Source organism: Sorangium sp. So ce185 (assembly GCF_051526825.1).
GTDB classification, from domain to species: domain Bacteria; phylum Myxococcota_A; class Polyangia; order Polyangiales; family Polyangiaceae; genus Sorangium; species Sorangium cellulosum_D.
Window position 1 is genome coordinate 2,401,743 of sequence record NZ_CP150316.1, and the last position, 16,090, is coordinate 2,417,832.

Here is a 16,090-nt window from a genome sequence, read left to right on the forward strand (position 1 = left end):
TCCAGGGCGACGGGCGGCAGCGCCGATGCGGGTCGGCCGGGCAGCGCGTCGCGCCTGGTGGGCGCTCCCTGGCTCTGCGCCCCGGCGGGGCGGGGAGCGCCCGGTCCGATGAGACCGGACCCGAATTTCCCGGGGCGCAGCGTCCCGCCTCATGAGGTCAGACGCGGGTCGCGCCGCGCGCCTCGCCCCGCCGGGGCCGCGGGCGCTCCGGACGCGGCATGAGGCCGGCCGGCCGAGGTGCTAGGACCCCGCCCGATGAGGCTCTCGAGCTGGTTCGACGTGGTGTACCTGCTCGGCACGGCGCAGGGGCTGCTCACGTTCGCCCTGCTGTGGGCGCGCCGGCAAAACCGGACGGCCAACCGGATCCTCGCCTTTCCGATCGCCGCCATCTCGGCCTCGTGCGCCTATGTGCTCTACCTGCGGTCGGGCGCCTTCCGGAGCGATCCCCGATGGCTGCTCGCCATCGACACGCTGCCCGCCCTCTACGGCCCGCTCTTCTACCTCTATGCGCTCGCGCTCACGTCGCGGCCGAGGCGCTGGGGACCTCGGCTCCTCCACCTCGTCCCGTTTGCTTTGTATACACTCTACGACATCCCTCGCTTTCTCCTGCCGGGCGAGGAGAAGCTCGCGCTGATGGCGCGCGAGGCCCGCGGGGAGCTCGCGTGGGATCAGGCGCTCTGGCAGTGGGGGGTGGAGCTCCAGGGCCTCGGCTACCTCGTGGCGGCGCTCTGGGCCGTGCGCCGCTACCGCGCCGCGGTGGCGGGCGAGTTCTCGAACGAAGACCGGATCAACCTCCGCTGGTTGCAGCGGCTCCTGGGATCGTTGCTCGTCCTCTGGCTCGGGTCGATGTTCGCGCGGATCAGCCCCGTTCCCGTGCTGGGCTATCTGCACACCGCGCTGATGGTCCTCGTCTACGTCATCGCCTACAGGGGCGCGTCCGAGCCGCAGGTCGCCCCGCCGGGCGACGGCCCCGAGACGAGGGCCTCGGCCGCCGCGGCGAGCGCGGCGGAGGCGCACGAGGCCTCGCGGGGCGAGGGGCCGGCGATCGCCGTTCCGGGCGCGCCGGACGGGGCGGAGCCCGCGCCGGCCGCCGCGACGAGCGCCGAGGCGCGGCCGGCGATCAAGTACCAGAAGACGCGGCTCAAGGAGAGCCAGGTGGCGCAGATCGCGTCGCAGCTGGTCGCCCTATTCGAGCGCGAGACGCCGTACCGGGATCCCGATCTCACGCTCTCGGCGCTCGCGCAGCGCCTCGGCGTGCCGCCCTACCACCTGTCCCAGGTCCTGAACGACCGGTTCGGGAAGAGCTTCCACGACGTCGTGAACCTCGCCCGCGTCGAGGAGCTCAAGCGGCGGCTGCTCGATCGCGACCTGCCGGCGGAGAAGATCCTCGCGCTGGGGCTCGCCTGCGGCTTCAGCTCCAAGTCGACGCTCAACGCCAACTTCAAGAAGCACACGGGGCTCACCCCCACCCAGTTCCGCGACCGCGAGCTCGCGCGTCGCGGAGCAGCGCAAGGCGCGCCTCCTGGAGCTCCCCCCGAAGTCTCCCGCGCCGTCCTGGCGGTCGATCACCACCGGCTCGGTCGCTGATCGCCGCGCGCCCGCGCCGTCGCCGCGGCGCGACTCCGCGGCGGCGGCTCACGCCGTCCGCTCGCGCGCGTGGGGCTCGGCCGGCCGCTCGACGTCGCGCCCGAGCCACGCGCGCGCGAGCTCCCTCACCCGCGCGTTCGCCGGCACCTGCTCCACGTAGCGGAGCCGCGCGGCCGCGTCGGGGATCTTCCGGGCGCGCTCCTCGACCGCGCGCAGCGCCTGCTCGATCGCGGCCCGCGCGCGCGCCGCGTCCCCGCCGGCGAGGTGCGCCTCGCTGACCGCGAGGCGCAGCGGGATCTCGCTGTACCCCAGCGAGCCGCCGAGCGCCGCGAGGCAGCTCAGCCCCTCCTCCGAGGCCTGCCGGGCGGCCTCCGCGCGCCCCTCGCGGAGCAGCGCCTGGATGAGCGTCCGGTAGACCAGCGGCCGGTAAAACCGGTCGCGCTGCAGGACCGCGAGCGCCCTCTCCGCCTCCTGGCGCGCCTCCGGGAAGCGGCCCCGCGCCACGAGGACCCGCGCCAGCGCGCCGTGCGCCGGCCCCACGGTCGCCTCCATGGCGCCGATCTTGATGAGCTGGTTCGCCAGGTCCGTGATCTCGTCCAGCTGCTCCGGCGCGCAGCACTCCGAGAGGAGGATCAACAGCCACACACGGACGCTGGAGACCGTGAAGGCGTCGTTGATGCGCAGCGTGCGCTCCAGCGACTCCCGCAGCTTGCGCTCCGCCTCGGCGTGCTCGCCGAGCTCCGCCATCGAGAGCGCGGTCGAGCTCGCCGCGAACTCGCGCCAGCGCCAGGGGCTCACCTCGAAGAAGACCTCCTCCGCGCGCCGCGCGTCCTCGTACGCCTGCCAGGGATCGTCCCCGAGGAGCCGCAGGAACGTCGAGCGGCTGTAGTGCAGCTGCGCGTGCGCGAGCTTCTCGCTCTCGGGCACGCGGGTCGCGAGCTGCTCCAGGCGCGCCAGGAGGCTCCGCGACAGATCGCGCATGCCCCAGTGGCTCAGGGCCGTGATCGCCGTCGCCACGGGCATGCAGCACGCCGCCTCGGCCCCGGGCTCGGGCTCGCTGCTCATGATCGCGTTCACGAGGGGCTCCAGGTCGCCCGCCAGGCCGAGGTGGCCCGTCATCACCACCAGCCGGCCCACCGCCCGGTTCCAGGCGACGCTCCCGCGCGGCAAGCGCGACAGGGCCTCTTTGCCGATCTCCAGGCCCACGTGCCAGTCCTCGCGCAGGAAGCACACGTCGAGCTTCATCCCGAGGAGCCGGCCCAGGATGTCGCCGCGCGGCCCGCAGGCGATGCCGCGCTCGACGCGCGAGAGCATGCCGTCGTAATCGTTGCTCCGGTACGACTGCTCGGCCGCGCGCAGGTAATACAGCGCGGCGCGCTCGAGATCCCCGCCGAGGTGCGCGTGCTCGGCCAGCACCATGGGGTCCGCCTCGCCCGCCTGCTCCAGGTGCGCCCCGGCGAGCTGGTGGCCGAGCCGCCGATCCTCCGCCGCGAGGAGGCCGTACGCGGCGTCGCGCACGAGGACGTGGCGAAACCGGTACTCCGTGTCGCCGGGGAACCGGCTGCTCCACTGCATCTCCACCATCTCGGAGCGCACCAGGCTCTCCAGCCATCGATCCGCCCCGTCGCCGTCGGCCGCCGGGCGCTCTTGCCCGAGCATGGCGAGCACGCCGCCGCGCCAGAACGTCTGCCCGAACACGCTCGCGCTGCAGAGCACCTTGCGCGCCTCCGGCTCGAGGCACGACAGCCTGGCCTGGAGCATCGCCAGCACCGTGGCGGGCTGCCCCTCGGTCTTGCCCTCGACCACCGCGCGGATCAGCTCCTCCAGGAACAGCGCGTTGCCCGCGGCCTGCTCGACGATGCGCGCCACCAGGCTGGGCGGGACCTCGGCGCCGAGCACCGCGACCACCAGCCGCTCGGCCGCCTTCCTGGTCAGGCCGGCGAGCGGGACCCGGTGCACGACCCGCCCCTGCCACAGCTTCGGGAACACGTCGTGCACCTCGCGGCGCGCGAAGGCCAGCACGAAGAAGGCGCGCTCGCGCAGCTCGAGCAGGGCGGCGTCGACGAGCTTGACCGTGGCCGCGTCGCCCCAGTGCAGATCCTCCAGCACGAGGAGGCACGGGCGCGCCGCGGCCTCGGCGCTCAGCAGATCCAGGAAGGCGCGGCGGATCTGCTCGCTCATGATCTTCGGATCGCTGCGCGCGGCGCTCAGCGAGGCGCTCGGCCGCTCCACCGCGATGCCGCACAGGGCCGCGATGAACTCGCTCACCCGCTCGGCGTCGGCCGGCGGGACGCGCTGGCCGACGCGCTGGCGGATCTTGGCCTCCTGCGCCGCGGGCGGATCCCCGACCTGCACGTCGCAGAGGCGGCGGAGCGCCTCGCCGAGCAGGGCGTAGGGCGAGCCGGCGCTCATCGGCGCGCCGCTCGCGAACAGCACCTCGAGGCCGGGCGACCGGGCGCGGAGGCGCCGGAGCAGCTCGTGCCGCAGGCGCGATTTGCCCATGCCGGGCGCCCCGATCACGAGCGCTCCGGACGGCGACGCCTCCTCGATGCACCCGTCGATCGCGCCGAGCAGCATCGAGAGCTCCTGCTCGCGGCCGACGCAGGGCGTCGGGCGGCCGAGCAGCGGGCGCGACTCGTCGACGCTCGCGCGCTCGCCGGTCAAGGCCAGCTGCCCGCCCATCGTCGTGATCAGGAAGCGCGGCTCGAGCAGCCTCGAGCTCAGCTCGTCCAGCCAGATCCCCGGCTCGAGCGCCGCGCCCTCCGGGTCGGGCTCGGCGGTGACGGTCGGCTCCGCGCCGGCGCGCAAGAGCGCCACCGCCCGGTCGATCGCCTCTCCGGCGGGCACCCCGCCCTGGAGCAGCCCGCGGCCGGTGGTCAGCGCGATGCGGGCCTCGGGCCAGTGCTGCTGCACCTCGAGGGCGCAGCGGGCGGCGGTCGAGACCTGATCCACCGCGCTGCTCGCCGGCGACACGATCACGATCAGCGAGCCGTCCGCGAGCCACTCGGCGCGGCCGCCGAGGCGCGCGAGCCGGAAGCGCAGGGCGTCGCGCGTCGGGCGGGCCCAGGTCTGGGCCGTCGCGGGCGGCAGCGTCTCGCTGGGATGGCCGGAGGCCGGCACGGCGAGGACGACGCTGAGCAGCTGCATCGCCTCGCCGGTGAGCGCCCGGGGCGTCGGCGGCGCCGCGAGCACCGGCGCCGGCGCCTCGTCGCTCTCCTCCGGCAGCGTCAGGGCGGCGAGCTGCTCGCGGAGCGCCGCCGCGTCGCGGGGGCGCCGGCGCGGATCCTTGTCGAGCATCCGCGCGAGCAGCTCCGCCAGCGCGGGCGGCGTGTCGGGGCGCAGCGAGACGACCGGGGGCACGTCGTCGAACAGGATCTTCGCGAGCACGCCCACGAGATCCCGGCCGGCGAACAGGTGCTTGCCGGTCAGGCACTCGAAGAGGACGCACCCGAGGGCGAAGATGTCGACGGTCGGCCCGAGCTCGCGGTCGCCCCGCGCTTGCTCCGGCGCCATGTAGCCGGGGGTGCCGACGAAGCGCCCGGTCCCCGTGAGCGTCATGCCGGCCGCCGCCCAGCGCGCGATGCCGAAATCGAGCACCGTGACGCCGTCGACGCGCTCGTCGCGCAGGAACAGGTTGCTCGGCTTGATGTCGCGGTGGACCACGCCCCGGCCGTGGGCGACGGCGAGCGCGTCGGCGACCCGCGTGAGCAGCGTCACGCACTCGGAGATGCGCAGCGGCCCGCGGTCGAGGCGCTCGCCGAGGTCCTTCCCCGACAGCCACTCCATGGCGAGATAAGGCCGACCGTCCTGGGCCTTGCCGTGCGCCAGGTACGCGACGATGGCCGGGTGCTCGAGATCGGCCAGGAACCGCGCCTCCCGCAGGAAACGCTCGGTCTCCTCCGAGCGCGCGGCGTCGGCGTGCAGCAGCTTGAGGGCCACCGGCGCGCCCGTCGTCACGTCCCGGGCGCGAAATACCTCCCCCATGCCGCCCCGCCTGGCCAGCGTTTCGATGAGGAACCGACCCGCAACCAGAGAACCTTCGAGGAACGACACGGATCGAGCCCTCCACCACCACGGCCGCGCCGAGCGCGCGGAGTGACCGCCCGGTGCGCATGCGAGGATACCCAACTGGACAGCCCGGCGGATCGGTCTTTGCCTTGTTGCTGGGGCCGGCATTGCACTACAGCGAGCGGCGTGTCGGTGGACGTGTTTACGTTCAGGTGTGCACGTGGAGGCGTGCGCGCACACGCCCTAGGGCGTGCGCGCACGGGGTGAGGGCCGCGGCCGGACCGGCGTGCTGCGCGCGTCGGCGGGTGCTTCGCGGCACGAACGATGCTGATCGCGGGGTCGATGCACACCCCGACGGAAGGGCGTTCCTTCATGTCACCCCATGATGCCGAGTTGCTGCGCGACAGCTTCGAGCTCGTCGTGCAGCGTGATCACGAGTTCCCTCGCCTCGTGTACCGGGCCCTGTTCGAGCGGTACCCGCAGGCGAGGCGGCTCTTCACCCGCAACAGCCCCGGGGCGCAGGGCACGATGTTCGAGCGGGCGCTCATGGCGGTGCTCGACCACCTCGAGGACGACGTCTGGCTCTGCGAGAAGCTCGCGCGGCTCGGCGCCCAGCACGCGGCCTACGGCGTGACCCCGGAGATGTACGAGGGGTTCGGCGAGGCGCTCGTCGCGGCGCTGTCCGAGGTGAGCGCCGCGGACTGGACCGAGGCGCACCGGGACGCGTGGACCCGCGCCTACCGCGCCATCGTCTCGCGGATGCGCGCTGGCGAGCGCGCGCCCGCCCAGGTCGCGGCGGGCGCGTGAGGCGGGCGCCGCCGCCCGCGCCGGCTCAGCCCTCGCTCGCCTCTTCGTCCGGCCCGGCGATGCCGTGGCGCTTCATGAGCCGGTAGAGGGCGAAGCGGTTCTTCAGCCCGAGGAGGCGCGCCGCGGTGGTCACGCTGCCCTGCGCCTCCGCGAGCGCGGCCTCGATCTCGACGCGCCCGAGCGAGCCGGAGTCGGACGGCTGGGGCGGGATCGACTTGCCTGGATCCGTCTTGGGGCCGGCCCGCGGATCGGTCTTGGGGTCGCCCGTGTCCGGGCGGAGCACCGCGCAGAGATCGGGCGTGAGGGCGAGGAAGTTGTCGTGGCTCGAGCCGAGGGCGATCCACATGAGCCGCTCCAGCTCGCGCAGGTGGTGCGTGTAGGGGTGGCGGAGCAGCGCCTCGATGAGCGCCGGCGCGATCCGCGGCTCGGCGAGCCGCTCGCCGCGGCGCTCGAAGAAGCGCTCGGTCAGCTCCGGGCTCTCCCGCACGGCCGTGGCGAGCAGGTGCCGCAGGAGCAGCGGGATGTCCTCGCGGCGATCGGGCAGGCCGGGGACGCTCACCGTGATGAGGAACCGCGCGAGGAAGTCGTGCTTCAGCGACTCGAGGGGGCGGTTCGTCGCCGCGATGACGCGGAGATCCGAGCGGCGCACGCGCGACTCGCCGAGCCGCTGGTACTCGCCGTCGCGGTCGAGCACCCGCAGCAGGTGGGCCTGCAGGTGCGGCGGGAGCTCGCCGATCTCGTCGAGGAAGAGGGTGCCGCCGTCCGCCTCGCCGATGAGCCCGGGGCGCTCGGGGCTGCCGACGTTGGGGTAGCCCTTGGCCGTCCCGAACAGCTCGGCGTCGACGAGCCCCTCGGGGAAGGTCGCGGCGTTGCGCGCGACGAACACGCCCGCGCGGCGGCGGGAGAGCGCGTGGATGGCGCGCGCGGCGAGCTCTTTTCCGGCGCCGCTCTCGCCGCGCACGAGCACGTGGTTGCCGGACTGCGCCGCGAACGCGAGGGCGCCGCGCAGCGCCCACACGGCCGGGCTCTCCCCGACGATCCCGTGGGGGTCGGCGTCGCCGAACGAGAACCGCGGCGTCTCCTTGAGCGCCTGGATCACCTCGAGGCTCCACCGCCGCCGCACCACGAACAGCACGAGGGCGTTGTGCAGGGTGAGCGTGTCGCCGGCCCTCACGAGGCCCTGCGTCGCGGGCGCGCCGTTGATGAGCAGGGGGCAGCGCCCGATCGAGCGCACGGCGAGCAGCCCGTCCTCGGTGGGCGTGAGCTCGAGCTGGAGGCGCGAGATCCGCGGCCCCTCGAGCGGAGGCATCATGGCCCAGCCCACCGGCCGCTGACGGTGGAAGGCGAGGCGCGGCGCGCTGTCCTGGGACTGCGGCCCGCCGCGGCCGAGCACGCAGCGCGCGTCGACGAGCGCCGCCTCTCCGACGCGGTGCGGCTCCTCGCGCGACCAGGCGATGACCAGGTGGAAGAACTCCGGGGCCGGCTCCAGGTCGTTCCGGCCCCACAGGAGGCTTCGATCGGTCAGGGTCGTCGTGGACGTCACGGAGGAGATTCCGGAGCGTGATTTTAACACGGGAGGCCGACGCGGACATCGGTAACGTTCCGCAACATTCCGCGACCGCACCAGGCCGAGCCGTACTGCGCGGGCAGCCGCGGCCGTGGAGGCCGCGGCTGGCGGTGCCGCGCCGGGGGGGCCGGATCTGCCCTGGAGAGATTCGACGGGAGGCGGGCAGTAGAGCTCCCGTTTCCACGGCGCCGACGTATGCTCCTGACGGCCGAAGGACGCGGCCCGAGAAGGCGATGAATCAGGCGGGCTTCGCCCGTGGATGGCCGCCAGGTCGCTCGCGCGCGAGGAAGCCGCGGATCGCCGCGTTGACGATCTCGGGCTCCTCGTGGACGATCCAGTGGGTCGCCTCGGGCACGCGCATCACCCTCAGATCGGGGACGTAGAGCTCGATCCCGGCGAGGTTGCTCGCCGGCAAGAGGTACGGATCGCGCTCGCCCCAGATCACGAGGACAGGCACGGAGACGGTGAGCGAGCGGAGCCCTCGGGTGAGGTTGCTCCCCCCGACGGGCTTGCCCGGCCCTGGAGGCCCGATCTGCGCCGCGCGGTAGAGGTTGAGCCCGCCCGTCATCGCGCCCGGCTGCGCGAACGCCTCCAGGTAGACACGGACGTCCGCTTCGCTGAAATACCCCTGCGACAGCCCTGGATCGAGGAAGATCTCCCTCAGAAAGCCGTAGTCGTGTTGGGAGAGGCGCTCCTCCGCGGACCGGCTCCGGAAGAGGTGCATGTACTGGCTCGCGGCCTGCTGCGCTGGGTCCTCGCGCAGCGCCCGGTCGAAGCACGCCGGGTGAGACATGTTGATGGCGACGAGCTTCTCGACGCGCTCCGGGTGGCGGAGCGCCACGGCCCAGGCCACGACCGCGCCCACGTCGTGGCCGACCAGCACGGCCTTCTCCTCGCCGAGGTGCTCGATCAGCGCCGCGATGTCCGCGGCGAGGAGGTCGATGCCGTAGGCGTCCACGGCCGACGGCTTCGACGACAGGTTGTAGCCGCGCTGGTCCAGGGCCACCGCGCGGTGGTGGCGGCCGAAATCGAAGAGCTGCCGTTTCCAGGCGTACCAGAGCTCGGGGAAGCCGTGGATGAACAGGATGAGCTTGCCCGCGCCCCTGGACGCGTAATGGAGGCGGACGCCGTTCACGTCGGCGTGAGCATGGGTGATGTCGTTCCTGGGCAGCATGGCGATGACCTCACCCGACTCCGAGCCGCGCCGGCTCTGCGAGCGACGGCGCGCGCGCGCGCCCGGCGCGCGGCGCCGCCGGCTCCTCGCGGCGAGCCCCGTTCCTCTCGTGGCGGAGCCGCGAGATCGCCTCGTAGACCGCGCGCCGGGCGCGGTTCAGCCCGCCGAGCGGCCGGTGCGCCGGCAGCGCGTGCCAGGGCGTGAACGAGAGGTTCTCCTCGAACTCCGCGTGTCCCGGGAGGTCGAGGCGCTGCGCCGGGATGATCATCGTCGCGACCTTGATGAACGGCGACAGCGCCTCGCTCCAGCGGACCGTCGGATCCTCGATCGGCGTCTTCGTCGGGTGGGCCTGGAGCTGCACGAGGAAGTCGAACATCCAGTCTCCCTGATCGAGCTGCCGCGCCACCGCCTGCTTGAGCGCGTCGTCGCCCGGCTCGACCTCGACGCCGGGCGCGCCGCAGGGCCGGGGGACCACGCAGAACTTCATCGCCCGCTCGCCGAGCCGGAACGGCGTCTGGCTGAAGTACCGGGCGTGCAGGGGGTTCTTCACCGGCTTGAGCACGACGGAGAGATAGTTCATGAGCTCGCGCAGCCGGAGGCGGGGCGGGCGGAGCGAGCAGAAATACGAGAGGGGCTTGCCCGCGCTCATGGCGGACATGAGCTCGAGGTAGTCCGCGACGCTCCGCGAGAAGAACACGTCCGTGTTCCCCATCAGGAAATCCTGCGTCGTCGCGTCCTTCTCGCCGTCGAGGATCTTCTCCCCCTCGACGCCGAGCAGCTTGATCGCCATGCAGCGGGAGTCGCGCTTCATGTCCGACTGGACGCGCGAGGACGTCGACGAGAACCGGACCCACGCCGGGTAGACGCGCGGCTCCCGGAAGACGCCGTGCCGGAGCTCGCGGGGCAAGCCCTCGTCGACGATGAAGTGGGCCCTCACGCAGCCGTGCGATTTCGGGTGCACCCCGCGGAGCGCGGGCGAGGCGCCCTTGGGGTACGCTTGCTCGTAATTGCGCCTCATGATCTCGGTGATCTGGCGGATGCTGTCTTCCTCGCCGGGCGGCGGGTACTCCTCGTGGAGCTTGAGCGTCGTGTTCATGACCAAGATCCTCGATGTCGTTGGGGGCCTCAGGAAAGCTTGGCGACGGCGCGCTCGCGCGCGTGGAGCGGCAGGGCGGCGGTCGCGACCTTCACGCCGGACGCGATCTCCTGGCGCTTCCGGTGCTGCACCTCGTTGCGCATCTGGATGAGCCGAGCGAACGTGGTGACCCAGAAGGGCGCTCCCAGCGAGAGCAACCCGCACGAGAAGGCGAGCCCGGCCAGCCAGAACAGCGAGTCCTGGAGGAGCTCCAGCGAGGTCGGCGGGGGCGCGAGGATATCGTGGCGGTACGCGCGGAACCGCTGGACGATCCAGCTCTGTTGCCAGCCGAAGCCGAGGTTCGCCTCGTCGAGGAGGGTCGCCGTCTTCTGGATCTCGATCCCGAGCTCCTCGAGCGTGGCGTCGGGGAGCTCGTCCGGCGCGCCGGCCGGGCGCTCGCCCAGGCGCGCCGCGGTGGTCGTCACGGTGTCCGCGTGGGCGGCCACCTGCGCGCGCGCGGCGCCGCTCTGGTGGAGCCGCGCGAGCACCTGGAAGCCGTCGAAGTTGAAGAGGATGACCACCATCATCGAGACGAGGAGCGTCAGCCGCCGCACGCGCAGCTTGAACGTCTGCGACGCCGTGCCCTCGAGGGTGGGGAACCAGCGGCGCACGTACGTGGAGAACTGCTCCAGCGTCGCGTAGCGCTTCGGCGCGCTGGAGCCGCCCTGGCCGCAGCTCACCCAGCGGCTGGGCAAGAGGAGCTCGCGCCCGTCCCCGTCGGCCGGCGCCGAGGCGCCGGTGGCGATGCTGATCAGGTCCTCGACGTCGATGTACTCGACGAGGCCCGCGAGCCGCTCGGGGGCCGAGCCGTACGCGAGCTTCGCGCTGCGCGCGTGCAGGACCGGATCGGAGAGCACCTCGTGCACGAAGCGCATCTCGCAGGCCTCGTTCCTGGCGAGCGCGCCTCGCGCCGGGAGCCCGGTCGCCGGATCGACGACGTCGGGGTCCTTGTGGAACGCGCGGAAGCCGTGCATGAGCGACCGCAGCATGTGGATGAGGACGCAGGAACGGTAGCGCCCGACGTTGACGATCACCTGCACGACCGCGCTCACGAACAGGCTCGCAGTGAGCATGATCATGGCGAAGGCCAGCGCGGTTTCCAAGAGGGGGATCATGACTCTGCTCCTTCTTGTCCGGTTCGATCAAAGGGTCTTGAGATAGTCGATGAGGGCCTCGCGGTCCTCCGGCGGGAGGTCGGCGCCGTACGTGTGCCCCTCGTTGCCGTTGCCCGGGATCGGCTCGCCGTTGTCGTCGACGGTGCGGTAGAGGAAGAGCGCGCGCTCGCCCTCCATCGGCTCGGTCGACACCCACCCGACGTTCCGCTCGTCGAAGCGCCGGTCGCCGCGGTAAAACTGCTTCGGCCGGAACTCCCGCGCCTTCTCCGGAGCGAGCTTGCCGCGGGGCGCCGGCGGCTTCAGCAGGTCGGCCAGCGTGGGCACGGAGCCGTTGTGGAGGTAGGGGGCGCGCGCCCAGATCCCGTCGAGCGGGCCGGCGAGGTACTCGCCCGCCGCCCTGACCGGGCGGAACGCGTCCTTCTCCCAGAGCAGGCGCCGCTCGCCGTACGCGTTGAGCGCGTCCGCGGCCGGCTTCATGAACGCCTTGGAGCGCTCCGCGTCGGTCCCCGTGTCGAGGCGCTCCATGTAGAGGCTGCCCTCGACCTCTTCGATCGTGCGCCTCTCCGGGTCGTAGAGCCCGTGGCACGAGGCGCAATGCTCGGTGAAGACCGCGAGGCCGCGCTCCACCCGCTCGGTCGCGGGCGCCGTGAAGGGGTATTTCGGCGCCGGGAGGTCGCGGTCGAGCCAGCGCCCGATCGCGTCGATGGTGGCCTTGTTGAGCGACATCGGGACGGCGCCGACGCCGATGGCCGAACCGCGATTGCGCGCCTTGGAGCTCATCGAGTTGCCGTCGACGTGGTGCCACTCGCGGATCTCGGCGCGCTGGTTCCACAGCGAGGGGAAGTCGATCTGGGCCGCGGTGCCGTCGTCGGGCGCCTTGAGGACCTCGAACTTGACCGCGTTGAAGGGGTCGATGCGCCCCGGGCCGTTGTCGGCGCGGAGGTCCATCCAGTCGAACGCCCCGGAGCTCCCCCGCTTCTTCAGCTCGACGAGGAGGATCCGGTAGAGCGCCTGCTCGCGGGCGGTGAGCGGGGCGGCCCCTTCCTCGGCGAGCGCGGCGTTGATCTCCAGGATGAGCCGATCGCCGGTCATGCGCTCGTCCTGGAAGGCGCGCGCGAAGAAGCGCTTGAATCCCTGCAGGTCGGCGGTGTGGTTCGGCATCCCGTCGACGTAGACCGGCTCGCCGCGCTCGTTCAGGTACTCGCCGCGGTGACAGCCCGAGCAGTTGATGGCGACGCGCTTCAGCGCGAAGCGGGTGCGCAAGAGCGGGATGTTCAGGGTGGAGTCGGCGAGGAAGAGCCCGCGGCCCACCGGTCGCGACGCGTAATAGGCGCCGTCGTCGGCGCCGAAGCCGAAGCGATCGTAGCCGCGCCCCTTGAACTCGTCGTCGAAGATCTTCGGCATGACGCGGAAGATCCAGTAGGGGACGCCGCCGCCGAACTCGGTGCCCGTGGCGCCGTAACGGAAGCGCCACACGATGTCCTCCGGGTCGATCTCCTCCACGCCGTGCGCGAGCTGCTCCTTCGGAATGGCTTCTTCCGAAGGGAGGCGGAGGTCGACCGCGACCGTCGCGTCGAGCTGCCCTGGCCGAAAGACAAGGACGGTGAGCAGCACGAGGAAGGTGACGAGCGGGATGCAGAAGGCGGCGCGGCTCGTGCTCAGCCAGCCCGCGGCGCCCGTGACGAGCTGCCGGATCCAGGCGCCGTATTTGCCGGCGCCGCGGGGCGCGACGTCGACCTCTCCCGGCTGCGGGGGGGAGCTGTCGATCAGCGTGCGGGACACCTGTTCGTATTGCCGGAGGGTCAGGGGGGACATGCTGCTCGGAATCATGCGATCGTCGTCGGTGGGCATCGCGGTGCTCTCCTTGGCAGCGCGAGGCGAGCGCGGCTTCGGTCCTGCGGGGACCGCGCCGGGCGGCACGCCTCGGCCAGCAGGGGGCGTGGCGCCACGGGCGCGCCACGCTGCGTCGTCTGCTTCGCCCCAAGCACGGCGTGGGCCACCGAACTGTCGTCGAAAATGTCGGGGTTTGCTGGGGAATCCGGGGGGTGCGAGCGCACGGAGCGCACGTGCACGCACGCACGGACCCGCACGGTGCTCTGTCCAGAGGGCCTCCGGATAGGGCGCGTCGCCGGCGCGAGTGTCAGCGGGCGCACTCTCCGCCTCGGTCGGCGCGCCCCGATCGCCCTCGTCCTCCTCCGTCATGGACTCCAGCCCTCTTCCGAGGCGCGTCGCGCCCTCGCCGAGCGTCTCCCGCGGCTCCGGGGAGCGGCGCTGGCGGCGCGCGCGGCGCCGCCGTGCGGCCGGGGCAGCGTCAGGGCACCGGCCCCCTGGGAGCACGAAACCAGCGTCAACGACGCCGGGGTGCCGGCGAAGAAGAGCGTGACCCCGCAGAACGACGGAGGCGCTGATGGTTCATCGATTCGTGTCAGGGCTTGGTTCTCTCCTCCTCACCGCGCTCGATCCCTCGGTCGGCGTGGGCTTCGCGGCGACCCTGCCGGCGATGGCCAGCGTGGCGCAGCCGGCGCGGGCGTCGGTCATCGAGCTCGCCGGTGGGGACCCGCAGCCTGGAGATCCCCAGTGCGGCGCGTGCGCCGCGTACGTCTTGGAGGAGCAGGCGCTCTATGTGTTCTTCAAGGCGGTAGGCGCCGCGCCTCGCCTGCGCCTCGATCTTTATTCGCTGAACAACCAGCTCGTCGGCACCTATGCGCTCAAGCCGACCGCGGGCTACGGCATCGGCAGGATAGCGTACGCCGTCCCCGGGGGCCCCACGCGTGACGTGGTACAACGGGGCGTCATCCGCTGGAACGGCGAGCAGCCCGGCGTCGTCCATCAGATCAGCGTCGCCATCCAGAGCTCGTGGCGGGGCTGGAGGTCCCTGGACGACTAGGCCTGAGACGGATTCGTCGATCGCGACATCGATGTTGCTCTCGCGGCGGCGGGCCGTGTGTCATCTCTCTGCGTCGGCGGCGGAGCGCCGCGCGCACCGCCGACAGGAGGAGAAGAGCCCCATGTGCCCTGCGTGCCTCGCGTCCATCGGAGTGGTCCTCGCCAAGGCGGCATCGGCCGGCGCCGTGACCGCGTTCGTCGTCAAGAAGCTCCGGAACAGGAAGAACGCCGGCGTCACCGCCTCCGCGGGAGGGCGCCGATGAGCTGCGCCAAGGTCGCTCCGCGGCAGGAGCGGCTGGCAGCGCGCTCGCGCTGCTGCGGGCTGAGCTGAGCTGAGCTGAAGCGCGCTCGCCGGTCCTCCGCCGGGCGCGCGCTCAGCGCGCCGCGGCGGCGGCGGCCTGGCCGCCGGCCGCCCGGCGCGCCGCAAACCGGTTCTCCGGCCGGGGGAGCCCGTAGTGGTCGCGCAGCGTCGTGCCCTCGTACTCGGCGCGGAACAGGCCGCGCCGGCGCAGGAGGGGCACCACGTGGTCGACGAACGCCTCCAGGCCGGAGGGGAGCAGCGGCGGCATCACGTTGAAGCCGTCCGCCGCTCCGTGCGTGAACCACTCCTCGATCGTGTCCGCGACCTGCTCCGGCGTGCCGGTGAACGTGCGGTGTCCGCGGCCGCCCCCGAGGCGCGAGAGCAGCTGCCGCACGGTGAGGCTTTCCCGCCGCGCGAGGTCGGTGACGAGCGCGAAGCGGCTCTGCATCCCCCGCACCGCCTTCACGTCGCTCACGGGGGGCAGCGGCCTGTCCAGGTCCGCCTCGGTCAGCTCGACGCCGATCAGGCCGGACAGCTGCTTCAGGCCGTAGGCGGGCACCTGGAGCTCCGCGAGCTCGTCCTCGCGCCGCCGGGCCTCCTCCTCGGTACCGCCGAGGATCGGCACGATCCCCGGGAGGATCTTCACGAGGGCCGGGTTCCGTCCGAACGCGGCGACCCGCCGCTTGAGGTCCGCATAGAACGCTTGCCCCTCGGCCAGGGTCTGCTGCGCCGTGAACACCGCCTCGGCGTACTGGGCGGCGAACTCCCTGCCGTCCTCCGAGGAGCCTGCCTGTACGAGGAGCGGGTGGCCCTGCGGCGTGCGCGGCACGTTGAGCGGGCCGCGCACGCGGAAGAACCGGCCCTCGTGGTCGATGCGGTGGATCTTGTCGCCGTCCGCGAAGCGCCCTGTCGCCTTATCGCCGATCAGGAAGTCGTCTTCCCAGCTGTCCCACAGCTTGAGGCACACGTCGACGAACTCGGCCGCGCGCTCGTACCGGTGCCGGTGCTCCGGCACCTCGTCGAGGCCGAAGTTCTGGGCCGCGTCGCTGCCCGCCGTGGTGACGATGTTCCACCCGGCCCGGCCCCCGCTGATGTGGTCTATCGTGGCGAAGCGGCGGGCCAGGTTGTAGGGCTCGTTGTACGTGGTCGAGGCCGTCGCCACGAGCCCGATCCGCTCGGTCACCGCGGCCAGCGCCGGCAAGAGCGCCGTCGGGTCGAGCCGACCCACGGGCCGGTACCGGATGTCGCCCTGCAGCGCCGGGCCGTCGCCGAAGAAGATCGAGTCGAACGTCCCGCGCTCGGCCACGCGGGCGAGGTGCTTGTAGTGCGCCACGTCCCACGTGCCGGTCGGGTGGCTCTCCGGGAACCGCCACGCCGACTCGTGGTGTCCTATCGTCATCAGGAACGCGTTGAGGTGCAGCTTGCCGGGGCGGTGGGGCACGGTCACGGGAGACTCCTTGTCAGGCTCGGGGAGCGCGGGTGTCGAGCGGGGGGCCGCGGCCGACGATGC

Annotated in this window: 11 protein-coding genes; 4 read left to right on the plus strand and 7 right to left on the minus strand. The window is 72.7% G+C overall.

Annotation, left to right across the window (positions count from 1 at the left end; all coding sequences use genetic code 11):
* The first annotated feature begins 255 nt into the window (after window positions 1-255).
* Window positions 256-1,587, plus strand: a complete 1,332-nt coding sequence (locus WMF26_RS08860) for a helix-turn-helix domain-containing protein (protein WP_437999958.1) — start codon at window positions 256-258, stop codon at window positions 1,585-1,587.
* A 48-nt stretch (window positions 1,588-1,635) separates the two neighbouring features.
* Here WMF26_RS08860 and WMF26_RS08865 read toward each other — a convergent pair whose 3' ends face one another.
* Window positions 1,636-5,571: a serine/threonine-protein kinase gene (locus WMF26_RS08865; RefSeq protein WP_437999959.1), complete on the minus strand. Its 3,936-nt coding sequence runs from the start codon at window positions 5,569-5,571 to the stop codon at window positions 1,636-1,638.
* A gap of 396 nt (window positions 5,572-5,967) precedes the next feature.
* Here WMF26_RS08865 and WMF26_RS08870 point away from each other — a divergent pair, with 396 nt between their 5' ends.
* Window positions 5,968-6,402 carry a globin domain-containing protein gene (locus WMF26_RS08870; protein ID WP_063752127.1) on the plus strand — a complete coding sequence of 145 codons (435 nt, stop codon included), beginning with the start codon at window positions 5,968-5,970 and terminating at the stop codon, window positions 6,400-6,402.
* 25 nt (window positions 6,403-6,427) lie between these two features.
* On the opposite strand, the gene WMF26_RS08875 is transcribed toward WMF26_RS08870, so the two are convergent.
* The 5 genes from WMF26_RS08875 to WMF26_RS08895 all read right to left on the minus strand — a co-directional run bounded on the left by WMF26_RS08875 (window position 6,428) and on the right by WMF26_RS08895 (window position 13,244).
* Window positions 6,428-7,945, minus strand: coding sequence for a sigma 54-interacting transcriptional regulator (locus WMF26_RS08875; RefSeq protein WP_437999960.1), 1,518 nt, complete (start codon window positions 7,943-7,945; stop codon window positions 6,428-6,430).
* A gap of 262 nt (window positions 7,946-8,207) precedes the next feature.
* Entirely contained in the window at window positions 8,208-9,143 is a 936-nt protein-coding gene (locus tag WMF26_RS08880) for an alpha/beta fold hydrolase (protein ID WP_437999961.1), read from the minus strand.
* 10 nt (window positions 9,144-9,153) lie between these two features.
* A complete protein-coding gene (locus tag WMF26_RS08885) occupies window positions 9,154-10,239 on the minus strand; it encodes a catalase family protein (RefSeq protein ID WP_437999962.1) in 1,086 nt (361 codons plus the stop codon).
* Between the two features lie 29 nt (window positions 10,240-10,268).
* On the minus strand, window positions 10,269-11,393 hold the full coding sequence (locus tag WMF26_RS08890; protein ID WP_437999963.1) for a hypothetical protein: 1,125 nt from the start codon (window positions 11,391-11,393) through the stop codon (window positions 10,269-10,271).
* A gap of 27 nt (window positions 11,394-11,420) precedes the next feature.
* Window positions 11,421-13,244 carry a hypothetical protein gene (locus WMF26_RS08895; protein WP_437999964.1) on the minus strand — a complete coding sequence of 608 codons (1,824 nt, stop codon included), beginning with the start codon at window positions 13,242-13,244 and terminating at the stop codon, window positions 11,421-11,423.
* 556 nt (window positions 13,245-13,800) lie between these two features.
* Between WMF26_RS08895 and WMF26_RS08900 the strand changes: the two genes are divergently transcribed.
* Both WMF26_RS08900 and WMF26_RS08905 read left to right on the plus strand, forming a co-directional pair.
* Window positions 13,801-14,280 carry a hypothetical protein gene (locus WMF26_RS08900; RefSeq protein WP_437999965.1) on the plus strand — a complete coding sequence of 160 codons (480 nt, stop codon included), beginning with the start codon at window positions 13,801-13,803 and terminating at the stop codon, window positions 14,278-14,280.
* Between the two features lie 121 nt (window positions 14,281-14,401).
* A complete protein-coding gene (locus WMF26_RS08905) occupies window positions 14,402-14,542 on the plus strand; it encodes a hypothetical protein (RefSeq protein WP_437318861.1) in 141 nt (46 codons plus the stop codon).
* Between the two features lie 111 nt (window positions 14,543-14,653).
* On the opposite strand, the gene WMF26_RS08910 is transcribed toward WMF26_RS08905, so the two are convergent.
* Window positions 14,654-16,027: an LLM class flavin-dependent oxidoreductase gene (locus WMF26_RS08910; RefSeq protein ID WP_437999966.1), complete on the minus strand. Its 1,374-nt coding sequence runs from the start codon at window positions 16,025-16,027 to the stop codon at window positions 14,654-14,656.
* Between the last annotated feature and the right edge of the window lie 63 nt (window positions 16,028-16,090).